The following is a 16,417-nucleotide window of genomic DNA, read 5'->3' on the forward strand; positions in this document are numbered from 1 at the left end:
CTATACTATTATTACTAAGAAAACTGGAATTAAGATATAACCTTTCAAAACGATGTGAAATAAATTTTTTATCATTTTTTCAACAACAACAATTTTCCCCAAAAAATATTTTAAATACAGATTATTCTCAACAAAAATCTTATTGAAAGCTTTACTAAATCCAATGATGTAATTTAATGGCTATAAAGAGCTATTTCATCCTTTTGGGAATAACAAAAACACCTTCAAAAATCACCTTTTAGTACAGAAGTAAATTATATAACAACTTCATCCCGTTTCTCTATGAAAAACTTAAAAAATATTTAAAGCTTATAGAGTTCCCCAAGGTTAAGTCCATAGGAAGCAAAAATGCATTATTTTCATAAACGCAAAGAGAGATAATTATCTTTTACAATGTCGTAAGAACTTCAATAAAATACAAATAACATATTGATATATATAACTTAAATAAAATCCTAACTATTCTAAAGTTTTCTCATTTCCAATTTATTCATGATAAATCAATCATAATCATTTTCCTACTTATCACAAAGGGAAGAGCGACTATCTAAGAAAGAAACCAAAACGCTAAAACCCTTTGCATACCAAAAGTCTCAACGATATTAAAATCTCGAAAGGAAAATGACGACTCACCCTTTATCAATAAAAATAGCAATAACTTTTATACCATTCATGAGGTTTTAAGTTATATCATTCACAAGCGAAAATCAGAACACGAGATCGATTACATTAAGAGATATTTTTTATAAACAAGCCTTTTGAAAGATTAACCAATAGCATTTTTACCTCTCTAAGTCTATAAACAACAGATATGCTCTTGAGAGGCATCAAAATTTCACACTACTAAGAAAGAGACGACATAAATCGACTTTATGAATTATTTTTGTGAGGAGGAGCCATGCGGATTCCTAAATCACGTAATTGTGTAGAAGAAACATCAGATGGCGCACTCATCAAAAGATCAAGTGCCTGTTGATTCATAGGAAATAAAGCAACTTCACGTAAATTTTTAACACCTTGCAACAGCATAATAATGCGGTCAATTCCGGCCGCCATACCACCATGGGGTGGAGCCCCATAATGAAATGCACGATAAAGACCACCAAAACGATCTTTCACAACTTCCTTAGAAAGTCCTACAAGTTCAAAAACTTTAAGCATCATTTCCGGTAAGTGATTACGAATTCCACCGGATGCAATCTCATAACCATTACAAACAAGATCATATTGAAAAGCTTTAAGCGTAAGAGGATCTTGAGACTCCAGAGCATTTTCTCCCCCTTGAGGCATAGAAAAGGGATTATGGGCAAAATCAATCTTTTTCTCATCTTCATTCCATTCAAAAAATGGAAAATCAACAATCCACGCTAAAGAGAAACTCTCTCTATCGACAAGATCTAATTCTTCTCCTACCCGTATGCGAGCTGCTCCAGCAAAAGATGCAAATTTTTTTGGATCTCCAGCTACAAAAAAACAAGCATCACCACTTTCAAGTCCAAGTTGTCTACGAAGCGCTTCAGTTCGCTGCTCACCAATATTTTTGGCAATAGGCCCTGCTCCTTCAAATTTTCCTTCTTCTTCACGCCAGAAAATATAACCGAGCCCTGGTTGTCCCTCACCTTGTGCCCATACATTCATACGATCACAAAAAGCACGACTTCCACCCGTTTTAGCCGGAATAGCCCACACTTGTGCATTCTCATCATTCGCTAAAATCTGAGCAAAAACTTTGAAACCAGAATTGTAAAAATGCTGAGAAACATTCTCCATAATAATCGGATTACGCAAATCAGGCTTATCAGAACCGTATTTCCGCATTGCTTCATCATAAGAAATGCGCGGAAAGTTTTGTGTCACTGTTTTTCCATTTGCAAATTCTTCAAAAATAGAACGCATAATAGGTTCCATCGTTGCTAAAACATCTTCCTGCTCAACAAAACTCATTTCAACATCTAATTGATAAAATTCACCAGGAAGACGGTCAGCCCGCGGATCTTCATCTCTAAAACATGGCGCAATTTGAAAATAACGATCAAAACCTGACATCATCAACAACTGCTTATACTGCTGTGGTGCTTGCGGTAGTGCATAAAATTTTCCCTGATGAACACGACTTGGAACCAAAAAATCACGTGCACCTTCCGGCGATGAGGCTGTCAAAAGTGGTGTTGTAAATTCCGTAAAACCATTATTTTGCATAGCCCGTCTCATAGCCGCAATAATTTCAGTCCGACGCATAATATTTTTGTGCATAGTCTCCCGACGCAAATCAAGAAAACGATATTTTAATCGGATATCTTCTGGATAATCAGGCTCACCAAAAACCGGTAAAGGAAGCTCTTCAGATTTTGAAAGAATTTCTACCTCTTGTGCAAAAATTTCAATCTCACCTGTTGGAAGCGTTGCATTAATAACCTCATCAGACCGTGCACATACCTCCCCATCCACACGAATGACCCATTCAGAACGCACTTTTTCAATAGCCTTAAAAGCCGGAGAAGCTGGATCCGCAACAATTTGCGTGATTCCAAAATGATCACGTAAATCCACAAAAAGAATTCCTCCATGATCACGAACACGATGAACCCATCCTGAAAGACGAACTTGTGTTCCTACATCACATCTACGAAGGGCCGCACAATGATGACTGCGATAACGGTGCATGTTTTTTGCCTTTGATTATAATATTCACATGCGCTACAAACGCTTTTTAATAACCATTTGTCAAGATATGAGAATAAAAACGCGAAAATAAAGTCAATAAAAGACAAATTTAAATTTATTGAATTATAATAGAATGATGAATCTTATTACACAAACAACAGATCTTGAAATTGCACTTAACACTCTACGTAGCTCTAATTTCGTAACAGTTGATACTGAGTTTATCCGCGAAACAACTTTTTGGCCTCAACTGTGTTTAATTCAGCTCGCATCACCAGATGTTACAGTTCTAATTGATCCCATAGCGCCAGATATTGATTTACAACCCTTTTTTGATCTTATGATCGATAAAAAAATTGTCAAAGTTTTTCATGCAGCCCGCCAAGATATTGAAACAATTTATCATCTTGGAGGTGTTATTCCTTCCCCTCTCTTCGACACACAAATAGCCGGATCAATTTGTGGATTTGGTGATTCTATCTCCTATGATCAAATTGTACAACGTTGCACAGGGCATCATCTTGATAAATCCTCCCGCTTTACAGACTGGAGTTGTCGCCCGCTGTCTGAAAAACAACTGCTCTATGCCCTTGCTGATGTCACCTACTTAAGAGATGTTTACCTCCTCTTAAAAAAAAGATTAGAAAAGAATCAACGGACTCACTGGATGGATGATGAAATAACAATCCTTTTAAATCCTAAAACCTATGATATGCCAGAAGATGAAGCATGGAAAAAAGTGAAAGGAAAAGTTAAAAAACCGCGTGAACTTGCTGTATTACAAAAGATAGCAGCTTGGCGTGAACGTGAAGCACGAAAATACAATATGCCCCGTCGCCATATTATTAAAGATGAATGTCTTATAGAAATAGCAACTCAACAACCAAAAGATGAAACTGCATTAAAACGATTGCGCAGTCTTAATAAAAATTGGGATAAACGCTCAATTGCACAGTCATTAATCAAAGCTGTCCACGAAGGTTTAGAGGTTGACCTTTCTACTTTACCTCCCATTCCCAAACATAATCCACTCAATGATACGACAGCTGTTGTTATTGATCTGCTTAAAGTATTATTAAAACTTGTTGCAAACGAAAACAGTATTGCCCCTAAAATTATTGCAACATCTAATGATTTAGAAAAAATCGCTAATGGAGGAACGAAGAAAAATATTCCCGCTATGAATGGTTGGCGCTATGAAATATTTGGTCAAAAAGCTGAACAACTTCTAAAAGGGCAGATAGGTTTTTACTTTAACGATGGAAAAATAAGCACAAAACAGCTTTAATGCACATTCTTCCCACATTCTAAGACTTCCATAAAATTTCCTAAAAAGAGGTTTGTTTTATATTATGATGAGTGATGAGCGGAAAATCAAAAGAAAAAATTGCAACCGTACCTTATGAAATCAATTTTATTTGAAATAATATAAAAGAACTTTTGAGTAAATTTAAAACATTCTCATTTTTACAACCCTTTACGCTCCTTATCTATATCAACTTGGTATACGCTAGAAAACAACACAAATAAGATAAATAAAATCTGCTGCTGATAAATTTAAAAAAATTTAAATAGTAAATGCTTATAAAAGAAAACAGCTAAATCTTTGTCAGATCAATCAAATAACAACCTTGTAAAAAAACATCTAGAAAAAACAACAGCTTCTCAGAAAAGTTTTAGAAAGAAAAATTTTAAATCAAAATTGCAATTTAATCATTAAAAATGAACGAGCATAGAAACTAAGACACCTAATCTTTTAAGATCTAAAACGCAAATAAATGAGCAGGAAAAATCAAGAAACTTCAAAAGCAAGAGGTTGCTTTACTATTTTAGATAACTTCTTTAATCGCCCAAGAGGACGTTCTCCCAATAATCCAGCATAATTTTTTGGAATCTGCAAAACAATATGATCTTCTTTTTTAAGCCAAAATAAATGAGGTAAAATTCCTGCAACAGAAGCGCTAAACAGATGAGCAATACGCATAGTCTCACCAAGAATACGTGCTTTCTCAATGATATTTGGCGTTGCTAATTGAAAAATGGGAAGAGATTCTTTATCAACCAGCACACTCGTGTTACGAAAAAAAACAGCAAGCGCTGCATAAAGGCGCCCCTCATGAGAAATTCCTGGGTAAGACCCTAATGCTATCTGATTGGCTGCTTCATTCCCCCGATAATCTGGATGTATACGCCAACCAATATCAGCAAGAAGGCAAGCCGCTTGACGATAACGGCATTCATTTTCAGTTTCTGAAATTCCAAAAACATCAAAGGCATTTGTCGTAAAATCAATAAGCTCTTCTGCTTGTTTTGGAGAACGTGCCCGTAAAATAGCCATTTCTGTGCAAGCAGCAATGAGAGGGTCTGAAAGTCGAATCTCCTGTGGCAAGCGTGAATAAAGAAAACCTTCACGAACGCCAGCACCAGAAAAGATTATCTTTTCAAACCCCATACACTGAATGAGCTCAATAAGGACAATGGCCCCATACGATAAAAGTTTCCGACGATTCTGTGAAACTGCCGCAATCCCCCTCATATTATCAATATTACCGCTTGCGACAAGACGTAAAAAGCTCTCCATTTCCATGGCATCAACTTCATAGCCATGCATAACAGGAAGTCGATAGTGTTTCATTGCCATATGGAGTTTTGCTAAATTACGCCACGTCCCCCCTACAGCATAAAAATGACGTGCCATACCTTTACGCGTACGTGAAACAGAAGATTTATAAAATTGCTCATGTACAATTTTTGCAGCAACCGCACTATCATTATTTGACATATACTGTAGTCGTAAACCACCCAATGGAAGCGTTATCCCTTCACCGACATCAGAATGATCAATATCAATAAGTTCTAGACTTCCACCACCAAGATCTCCAGAAAGTCCCTTTGGTTGATAAAAAGTAGAAACAACCCCATAGGCTGAATACATCGCTTCTTCACTTCCTGAAAGCAGATATATTTTATTTTGTAAAATATCTTCAGCACTTTGAATAAACGCGACGCCATTTTTTGCATCTCGTGCTGCTGCCGTTGCTAAAGTATAGACTTCATCGGCTCCAATTTGTCGACAAAGCGTACGAAATCGCTTGAGCGTTTGCAACGCCATTTTCATCGCTTTTTCTTCTAAAAATCCCGTTTTGGCCACACCATGACCGAGACCACAAAGAATCTTTTCATTAAACAAAACCGTTGGTGAGCGAACAAGCCCCTCATAAATAACCAACCGAACAGAATTTGATCCAATATCAATAACAGCAACAGGCTTACGCCCTTTTAACCGGCCTTGAGCATCTCTATATGTCATTGGATTTCAGTCTTTATGCACTTCAGCTTGTTGGCGATGCAACGCAACCAAGCGCGAAATAGAAGATTCAAAAGACTCACTTTCCCCCGCAAAACCTGTATTGGCCATAAAATACTCCTGCGCATTAAACGGACTTTCACCTCTCTGCGGTGTGATACGTTTTGATGTTCCATCTTTCAGTATATCAAAGCTTTGTTGATTATCAATGAGATTGGCAACCATAATTTGTAAAAGAATCTGCCGCCGCACCATTTTATTAAAAATTGGAACCAATATTTCAATACGGTAGTCTAGATTCCGAGGCATCATATCAGCAGATCCTAAGTAAACAAGTGCATTTTCGTTAGGCAAATCTTGACCGTTCCCAAAACAAAAAATACGACTATGTTCAAGAAAACGCCCTACGATTGATTTTACACGAATATTATCCGAAATTCCTGGAATACGAGGACGTAAACAACATATCCCCCGCACAACCAAATCAATCTGCACCCCAGCTTGACTAGCACGATATAAAGCATCAATAATTTCAGGATCAACCAATGCGTTCACTTTCATCCAAATAGCAGCAAACTTTCCTTGTTGTGCATGAGCAATTTCTCCTTCAATATGTTGAAGAATACGACCACGCAATGTTAAGGGTGAAAACGCAATCTTCATTGTTTCATGTGGACGCTCATATTGCGCAATATAATTGAACAATAACACAACATCATGTGCGATATCATCGTCTGTGGAAAAAAAAGAAAGATCCGTATAAGTTTTAGCGTTAACGGGATGATAATTTCCTGTTCCAAGATGAACATAAGAACAAAGACCTTTTCCTTCACGTCTCACAACCAGAGACATCTTAGCGTGTGTTTTTAAGGTAATAAAACCAAAAATAACTTGAACACCAGCACATTCAAGATCCCGTGCCCAACGAATATTTGCTTCCTCATCAAAACGTGCTTTAAGTTCTACCAAAGCCGTCACAGACTTTCCCCGTTTAGCCGCTTCAATCAAAGCACTAACAATTGGGCTATCATTTGATGTCCGATAAAGTGTTTGTTTGATTTCCACAACATCAGGATCGTGGGCAGCTTGACGTAAAAATTGGACAACAGCATCAAACGTTTCATAAGGGTGATGAATCACAATATCATTTTCACGAATAGCCGCAAAACAATCCCCATTATGTTTACGAATAGACTCGGGAACACGAGGAATATAAGGAATAAATTTGAGGTCATCACGGGAAATAGAAACAATTTCTGAAACCATATTAAGTGCCAAAGGCCCATCAAGAACATGAATACAGTTATCAGGAATAGCAAGACAGTTCGCTATAAATTGGCGTAAATTTTCTGGCATTTTTGCATCAAATTCAACACGAATAACCTGCCCACGACGCCGCCTTTTAAGCGCCTTTTCAAAAAAATGAACAAGATCCTCAGCTTCCTCTTCTACTTCAATATCACTATCCCGAATCACTCTAAATGTACCAATTCCATTAACTTCATAATGAGGAAAGAGATATTTGATAAAAAGGTAAATAACATCTTCCAATGCAATAAAACGAAAATGATTACCCTCTTGAGGAAGAAGAATAAAACGCCTCAAAAGCATTGGAATAGACAATAACACTGTACGTGCGGGGTGACCGGCTCCTTCAGACAATTGAAACGCAAGAGAAAGCCCTAAATTAGGAATAAAGGGAAAAGGATATGTAGGATCAACAGACAAAGGTTTGAGAACAGGCAAAATTGTATCAAGAAAATATTTTTCAAGCCACGATTTTTCAATGTCTGAAAGATCATCAGAACAAATAATTTCAATATCATTCTTTTTTAATTCGCCACGTAAAACATTCAATTCACGTAGTTGCTGAACCTGCAATTTTGAAATTTCGGCTAATACAATATCAAGTTGCTCCTGTGGAGTATACCCATCTGCACTGCGTGCTGTAACATGAGCACGAATTTGAGCTGCAAGACCAGCAACACGAACCATAAAAAATTCATCAAGATTTGTTGCTGAAATCGAAAGAAATTGTAACCGTTCTAATAAAGGATGTTTCGAATTAGCCGCTTCCATCAAAACACGATTATTAAATTGTAGCCATGAAAACTCTCGATTAATAAAACGCACCGGATTTTTCATTGTTATATCCGATAGAGAAATTTTATCTGCCACCCTCTGTTCCATATATGCTCATTAATCTTCTTTTATACTATCTAAAATCCTTGATGAAATACCTCACATAACATTCTATAATATGTTATCATCATAATAATACATCAATGTCCCATTTTTATTATTATGTTTCCATTTAATATTTTAAAATACTTAGAAACAAGCTCCATATGCAAAGTGCTAAACGCATACCGATTATTCTATATAGCATAAAAGAAGAGCACTTGGCTTTAAAAAGTGTCTTGCATTATTATAAGCATTATTACAAACTCACGCTTGTAAAATAGAAGAGCTTTATCATAGCTGATGAAACAATTTATTTTGGAGTTTATACACCATGGCTGATCATAACATTCCCCATTTTCAAAATGACCTTGGATATAAAACAATCGAAATTGGTGTGAAAGAATTTATGTGCGTAGGGGCGACACAACCATTCGATCACCCCCATATTTTTATCGATATGGGAGCAGCTGATGAGAAAATCTGCCCTTATTGCTCAACCCTTTATCGTTATGTTCCCTCACTTTCATACGATCAAACAAACCCAACAGGATGTTTATATCATCCAGAGGAGTTAGTATAAATGCGTTATCGGGCTTTCTACCACTCTTTTAGTTCTGCTTATTTAATATGAAATCATTTGTGGAGCAATCACCCATTATCGTTGGAGGAGGAATTGCGGGTTTAAGTACCGCTTTAGCGCTCGCTCATAAAGGAATTGCAAGCACCATTATCGAAAAATGTAAGCAACTTGAAACGATAGGTGCTGGTATTCAACTCACTCCAAATGCAACATCTATTCTTGCTCACTGGAAACTTCTTAATAAACTCACTGAAGTCGCAATAATCCCAGATTTTCTTGAGTTAAAAGATGGGGTATCTTTAAAAACACGTCTACATGCCCATCTTATCAATCTAACAGAAAAATATTGGAAAGCCCCTTATATAACCATTCATCGTGCGGCTTTACAAAAAATTTTGTATAATGCAGTGATTGAAAGTCCTCTAATTAAATACAAAGCAGGTGAAACAATCATATCTTTTACCCACTCTGCAACCAATATTAAAATAACGACAATAAAAACAGATACAGTAACAAAACAGCTTTATTCAACGCCACTCCTGATCGGATGTGATGGCGTTTGGTCAACATTACGGCAACAAGCTCCTTTTCATGAAAAAGCAAATTTTAGTGGCTTTATTGCTTGGCGTGCAACGACAGTATGTGATAATCTTCCCCAAGACTTTCGTTCTTCATTGCAAAATATGAAGACAATCACAGCGTGGATGGGACCAAATAATCATCTTGTTGTCTATCCCCTTCAGTCGTCAGAAAAAATCTTTAACTTTGTTGCTATTACGCATGGGGAAAATTCAAAAGAAGGCTGGGCGCATACAGGAGATAAAGAAAAACTCAAATCTCTTTTTAAAGGTTGGAATTCAAAAATATTACGAATCTTTGATCATATTGATGAATGGAGATATTGGCCGCTTTTTTACATGAAACAAAATCGTTTTCTAGGCTTAGAGCGACAAGTATTTGTTGGCGATTGTGCGCATGCAGCTTTACCTTTTGCAGCGCAAGGTGCCGCTATGGCAATCGAAGATGCTGCCACATTAGCAGAAGCACTTTCATTGAAAGATCTTTCATTAACAAAAGCACTTTCGCTTTACGAAACAACACGCACCCCCCGTATCGTATCAGTCAAAAAACGTGGAGATTTCAACAGATTAGCTTATCATGCAACCGGCCCCATAGCAACAGCCCGTAATCTCATAATGAAAATTCGCACACCTGAGAGCATTATGTCAAGCCTCCATTGGCTTTATAGGTATGATGCAATGAATTCCATAAGAAATAATGATCAAAACTTATAAAATTTTTCTCGTACTTTGAATATTATCAAAGATAAGAAATTTTTTGACTTTATGACACTGAAAGTCCATCATAACTTACTCAAATAAAAGCAAGCTCTTTCGAAATCACTTATCTGGTTTTCAAAACTCAACTTCCAACTTTTCCAAAAGCAAAAATCCCCTCGAATAGCCCCTCTCTTTACTCTTGTTTTAACTTAATTCTACATCGACAACACCCTGAATTAATTTCATAGCATTTGCGACATGTGAATTGACTTTATATCGCTTTGGAAGTGCAATCTCGACTTCTCGCAAGCCATTTTCTTGAATTAAAATAAGTCCGACCTCTCCATTTCCCTCAAGATTTAAATTCTGTTCAATTTGTGGAAGCATCTCAACTGTTTTTATAAAAAGACGCATCATTTTATGGTGCTGTAATGCTTCCTTTTCCAAAGACTGAATTGTCTCAATTCGCAAACTAACTCCTTCAGAGCGATTTTCTGCACTCACCGTAATAATAAAAGATTTTCCAGGTTCTAGTATTTCCTCATAATCCGAAAGTGCTTCAGAAAAAAGAACGGCCTCATATTGTCCACTTGTATCAGAAAAATGAATAATTCCCATTTTTTTACCAGATTTTGTTTTGCGTACATTTTTTGCTACAACGGTTCCAGCAAGCCGTGCAGCCGTTGCCCCTCCTTTAACGGCATTGGCAAAATGACTCCAAGTCTGAACACGTTTTTTGGCGAGAATAGCTTGATACTCATCCAATGGATGAGCCGAAAAGTAAAAGCCTATTGCTTGAAATTCTCGATAAAGTTTTTCAGCCAGCAACCAAGGAGTCGTTTGGGATAAAATTAATGGTTCTTTTAATCCGCCTTCCATTCCAAATATATCAAACTGCCCACTAGAATTGTCATCGAGAATACGTTGTGCCCGTGCATGAAGCGTTCCAAGATTGGCTAATAAAACTTCACGCGCAATATTAAAACAATCAAAAGCACCAGCACAAACTAAACTTTCCATCGCACGCTTATTAACAATATGAGGATCAACACGTGCACAAAAATCTTCCAGATCCTTAAAAATTTTATTCCCACGGCAAGCGACGATATGATCGACAACTGTTTCTCCCACCCCTTTAATAGCAGCAAGAGAATAATAAATACAGTTCTCACCAACCTCAAAAACACGATGAGATGTTTGTATAGAAGGTGCAATAACTTCAATACCCAGCCTTAACGCCTCACGCCGAAAATCATTGAGCTTATCGGTATTCGTCATATCATGCGTCATTGAAGCAGCTAAAAACTCAACGGGATAATTGGCTTTCATATAAGCTGTTTGATAAGAAACAATTGCATAAGCAGCAGCATGAGATTTATTAAAACCATAATCGGCAAATTTTGCTAAAAGATCAAAGATAATATCTGCTTGCTCTTTATCAACACCACCAGCAACGGCTCCATTGACAAAACGTGTACGCTGTTTTTGCATTTCTGCATGAATTTTCTTCCCCATAGCACGACGTAATAAATCAGCTTCACCAAGCGAATAACCAGCCAGCACTTGAGCAATCTGCATCACCTGTTCTTGATAGACTATAACACCTTGTGTTTCTTTAATCAGATGATCTATTTTAGGATGAATGGAAGCAATTTCCTCTTCCCCGTGTTTGCGTGCATTATAGGTTGGAATATTCTCCATTGGACCAGGACGATAAAGCGCAACCAGTGCAATAATATCTTCAATACGGTCTGGTTTCATTCCAATCAGCGCCTTGCGCATACCAGAACTTTCCACCTGAAATACGCCAACTGTTTCACCCCGTGCCATCATAGCGTAGGTTGCTTCATCATTCAGAGGGATATTTGACAAATCTATTTTGATCCCTTGTCTAGCAACAAAATCAACAGCCATTTTCAAAACAGTAAGCGTTTTTAATCCAAGAAAATCAAACTTTACTAGCCCAGCCTGTTCAACATATTTCATGTTAAATTGTGTAACAGGCATATCAGAACGAGGATCACGATACATCGGGACAAGCTCCCAAAGCGGACGATCTCCAATAACAATCCCAGCAGCATGAGTGGAAGCGTGACGATAAAGTCCTTCTAACTGAAGTGCTATATCTAATGTGCGTCCAACAACAGGATCTTTTTTCTTTTCTTCTTCAAATTTAGGTTCATCCTTAATCGCATCCGCTAATTCTACCTGACTTCCTGGCGTGGCGGGAATTAATTTTGTAAGATAATCCACCTGACGATAAGGAACTTCTAAAACACGCCCTACATCACGCAAAACCGCACGGGCTTGTAACTTACCAAAGGTAATAATTTGAGCAACTTGATCACGTCCATATTTTTTTTGAACATATTGAATAACTTCTTCACGCCGCTCTTGACAAAAGTCGATATCAAAATCTGGCATCGAAACACGGTCTGGATTGAGAAAACGCTCAAAGAGAAGAGAAAAACGCAATGGGTCAACATCGGTAATCGTCAATGCATAAGCAACAAGTGAACCAGCACCAGAACCCCGCCCTGGACCAACAGGAATATCATGAATCTTCGCCCATTTTATGAAATCTGAAACGATAAGAAAATATCCAGAAAATTGCATACGCGTAATAACTGAGATCTCATAATCAAGCCGCTGTTCATAATCTGCAATCGTATACCCTTCAGCCAATCCAATTGTTTTAAGTCGCATCTTTAAACCAGATTTAGCTTGATTTAACAACTCACTATCTTCTGCTTCTAAAGTAGTTTCTGAATTAGCAGATTGTCCTATAAAACGAGGCAATATCGGTTTTCGAAGAGGCGTGGCAATATGACAACGCAATGCAATTTCAACACTATTTTCTAAAGCTTCTGGAAGATCAGAAAATAGTGCAACCATTTCATCTTGTGACTTCAAATAATGATCTGGAGTCACCCGCTTGCGATCTGGATTAGAGACGATTTGTCCTTCTGAAACAGCCATTAACGCATCATGCGCTTCATACCCTTCTTTTTTTAGAAAAAAGGCTTCATTCGTTGCAACGAGAGGAACTTCATGCGCATAAGCCAATTCAATAAGATCTGCTTCTATCCCTCGGTCATAAGAGCCATGCCGTTGTAATTCCACATAAAGACGATCAGTAAAAGTTTTTTTCAAATAAATTAAGCGCTCAACAGCGCGTTCTTTTTTTTCTTCTACCAAGGAAAGATTAATAGGTCCTCCCTTACCGCCCGTTAAAGCGATTATACCTTCACTGTGTGCCTCCAGCCAATCAGCTTTAATATGAGGAGGATCAGTATCACATTTATCAAGATAAGCACGGCTTACAAGACGAACCAAATGAGCATAACCGGTCTCATTAGCAGCCAACAGAACGATAGAACAAAAATCAGAAGCATTCCGTCCTTTAAGCAAATGTGAATGATCATTTTCATCACAAAAATCGACAGTAAGCTGACAACCAATAATAGGTTGAACCCCATGAGAAAGACAATACTGCGAAAATTCCAAAGCTCCAAATAAATTATTGGTATCGCTAATAGCAACCGCTGGTGCATAATCTGAAATTGCCTGTTGAATAATTTGCGGGATTTTTAAAGCCCCTTCAAGCAAGGAATAAGCTGAATGCACTCTCAAATGAATAAAGCGAGGAAAAGAATTTTTGTCCTCTTGCAGTTTATTTTTATCTTTGATCACTCTCACAATTTCCTATTACAAACTAAATGCGAAACAGCACCCCTTAGAGCAAAAATTTTACGCTAACATAACTTTAAGGCTATAAATTTATCATTCCACATAGGAAAATATCCCAATTTTACTGATATTTATAAGAGAGTTCTATCAAGAAAAGGCCTCTATTCACAGCAAATAAACGCCTAAAATAAAAAGAAGAAAAATATAGTTCGTATAAGCCCTTTAATTTTAGTATTCTCTTATTGTATTTCTCATTAAATATTCATTTTCTTCCTAACACTCAATAAGTTAATAAAACAATTTCTTCTTTATGAATTTATCCCCAAAAAGCTCTTCTAAAGGTCTAGAAAAAACAAAAAGAGCAGGTTAAATTTCCTCATGCCTCCAAGTCTTCTTACCCCTCTTTTTAATTCTATTCGAACCCTTTCTGGTATTACACCTAAAGTCTATGGCTTACTGACAAAACTTTTAAATATTAATCCTACACAACGTGAAGCAACCCTTATTGATCTTCTTCAATTAATGCCCCATTCTGTTATAGACCGTAGAATGCGTCCCAGCATTGCTTATGCAAAAGAAGGAGAGACTGTCACGCTGGAAATTGTCATTGATCAACACCAGCCTCCACCCCGTGGTCATAATCGAATTCCCTATCGTGTTATTGCCCATGATCAAACAGGAAAAATAAATTTAGTCTTTTTTCATGCTCAGCCTCTTTGGCTAAAAAAACAACTTCCTGAGGGAAAAAAAGTCATTGTATCAGGAAAAGTTGAATGGTTTAATGGACAACTTTCAATGGCACATCCCGACCATATCATCCCGAGCGAACAATCAAATCAGCTTCCTCTCATCGAACCTGTTTATCCCTCTACCGCTGGACTCGCCTCAAAGACGTTAAGACGTGCTATACAAAACGCTCTCGATTTTATTCCTCTTCTCCCAGAATGGATAGATGAAAATATTAAAAAACAGCAAAATTTTTCTTCCTTTTCTGTTGCTTTACGCCGTATCCATGCCCCTATTAATCCCGATGATCTAGCTCTAGAAAGTACAGCACGTAAACGTCTTGCCTATGATGAACTGCTCGCTTGTCAATTGGCGCTAGGTCTTGTGCGTTTGAAAACCAAATCTCTTGTTGGGACTCCTCGACCATCAACAGGAATTTATACGAAAAAATTGCTTAATATTCTCCCCTTTCAGCTCACAAAGGGACAGATAAAAGCGGTAGAGGATATCGCCAATGATCTTGCTTCACCAGAACCGATGCTAAGACTGCTCCAAGGTGATGTAGGCGCAGGAAAAACAGTCGTAGCACTGATGGCAATGGCACAAATTGCTGAAAATTCAGGACAATCAGCTTTAATGGCCCCCACAGAAGTGCTTGCTCGGCAACATTTTGCCACCATCACTCCTTTTGCCGAAAAGATAGGCTTACAAACAACGCTTTTAACAGGACGAGAAAAAGGAAAATTGCGGACAAATATTTTGAATGATATTTTGTCAGGTCAAGTTTCTATTGTCATTGGAACCCATGCTCTTATACAAGACAGCGTTACTTATAATAATCTCGCCTTAACCATTATCGATGAACAACACCGCTTTGGTGTGCATCAACGTATTGCCCTTACAGAAAAAGGCAATAAACCGGATATGCTGGTCATGACCGCCACACCCATTCCCCGCACACTTGTCTTAACAGCTTTTGGTGACATGGATGTATCCAAAATTACGGAAAAACCAATGGGACGGCATCCCATTACAACAGCAATGCTTTCTTTGAAACGTATGCATGAACTTATAGAACGAATCGCAATTGCACTCGAAAAAGAAGAAAAACTCTATTGGATTTGTCCTTTAGTGGAGGAATCGACAGCTCTTGATCTCACTTCAATTGAAAATCGTTTTGCGTTTCTTCATAAACGCTTTGGAGCACGTGTTGGAATGATCCATGGCAAAATGTCTACAGCGGAAAAAGAAGCAGCTATGGCATCTTTTAAATGCGGAAATACACGTATTTTAGTTGCAACAACCGTCATTGAAGTAGGTGTAGATATTCCAGACGCTTCGATTATTATCATCGAACATGCAGAACATTTTGGTCTTTCACAATTGCATCAATTGCGTGGACGTGTAGGACGAGGCGATAAAAAATCTTCCTGTATTTTGCTCTATAAAGATCCACTCACCCAAACAGCAGCAAAACGCTTGAATATTATTCGTAATACAGAAGATGGTTTTGAAATCGCCGAAGAAGATTGGCGCTTGCGAGGCGAAGGAGAACTTTTGGGAACAAAGCAATCCGGCGTCCCTGAATTTCATATAGCAAATCTTGCTGTTCACAGTGATCTTTTGTCAATAGCAAGAAAGGACGCACGCCTATTTTTACAACGCGATCCTCATCTTTCTTCTGAGCAAGGACAGGCTTTACGGTTGCTCCTTTATCTTTTCGGACACGACAATGCTACACGTCTCTTACGAGCAGGATAATGACAGAAAAGAACTTTTGATAAAAATAAAAATACTTTCCATACAAATATATTTTTCTTTCTTGGGATCACTCATAAATGATCTAACACACTCCCCTACACCATTTATGCTTCATGAAAGAATAACAAACCAACAGCAGCATCCTCTCTCCCAATTTAGATTACTCTTGCATTAAAGGAGAAGAAGCATAATATGTTCTCTTGACCCTTATTTTCATAGATCTGA

Annotated in this window: 8 protein-coding genes; 4 read left to right on the top strand and 4 right to left on the bottom strand. The window is 37.6% G+C overall.

Annotation, left to right across the window (positions count from 1 at the left end; translation table 11 throughout):
- Positions 1-870: 870 nt before the first annotated feature.
- Positions 871-2,664: an aspartate--tRNA ligase gene (aspS, locus tag FS875_RS05855; protein ID WP_144754354.1), complete on the bottom strand. Its 1,794-nt coding sequence runs from the start codon at positions 2,662-2,664 to the stop codon at positions 871-873.
- A 133-nt stretch (positions 2,665-2,797) separates the two neighbouring features.
- On the opposite strand from aspS, the gene rnd reads away from it, so the two are divergent.
- Entirely contained in the window at positions 2,798-3,952 is a 1,155-nt protein-coding gene (rnd, locus tag FS875_RS05860) for a ribonuclease D (RefSeq protein ID WP_144754358.1), read from the top strand.
- 504 nt (positions 3,953-4,456) lie between these two features.
- On the opposite strand, the gene ppx is transcribed toward rnd, so the two are convergent.
- Entirely contained in the window at positions 4,457-5,974 is a 1,518-nt protein-coding gene (ppx, locus tag FS875_RS05865) for an exopolyphosphatase (protein ID WP_144754361.1), read from the bottom strand.
- Positions 5,975-5,980: 6 nt separating this feature from the next.
- Positions 5,981-8,161: an RNA degradosome polyphosphate kinase gene (locus tag FS875_RS05870; protein ID WP_144754364.1), complete on the bottom strand. Its 2,181-nt coding sequence runs from the start codon at positions 8,159-8,161 to the stop codon at positions 5,981-5,983.
- Positions 8,162-8,486: 325 nt separating this feature from the next.
- Here FS875_RS05870 and FS875_RS05875 point away from each other — a divergent pair, with 325 nt between their 5' ends.
- Both FS875_RS05875 and FS875_RS05880 read left to right on the top strand, forming a co-directional pair.
- Positions 8,487-8,735 (top strand): zinc-finger domain-containing protein, encoded by a 249-nt coding sequence (locus tag FS875_RS05875; protein WP_120122180.1) that lies wholly within the window; start codon positions 8,487-8,489, stop codon positions 8,733-8,735.
- 47 nt (positions 8,736-8,782) lie between these two features.
- Positions 8,783-10,030, top strand: coding sequence for an FAD-binding protein (locus FS875_RS05880; RefSeq protein WP_144754367.1), 1,248 nt, complete (start codon positions 8,783-8,785; stop codon positions 10,028-10,030).
- Between the two features lie 189 nt (positions 10,031-10,219).
- On the opposite strand, the gene dnaE is transcribed toward FS875_RS05880, so the two are convergent.
- Positions 10,220-13,708, bottom strand: coding sequence for a DNA polymerase III subunit alpha (gene dnaE / locus FS875_RS05885; protein WP_144754370.1), 3,489 nt, complete (start codon positions 13,706-13,708; stop codon positions 10,220-10,222).
- 375 nt (positions 13,709-14,083) lie between these two features.
- Between dnaE and recG the strand changes: the two genes are divergently transcribed.
- Entirely contained in the window at positions 14,084-16,192 is a 2,109-nt protein-coding gene (recG, locus tag FS875_RS05890; RefSeq protein WP_144754373.1) for an ATP-dependent DNA helicase RecG, read from the top strand.
- Positions 16,193-16,417: the final 225 nt, after the last annotated feature.

The sequence above is a fragment of the Bartonella saheliensis genome (assembly GCF_902162175.1).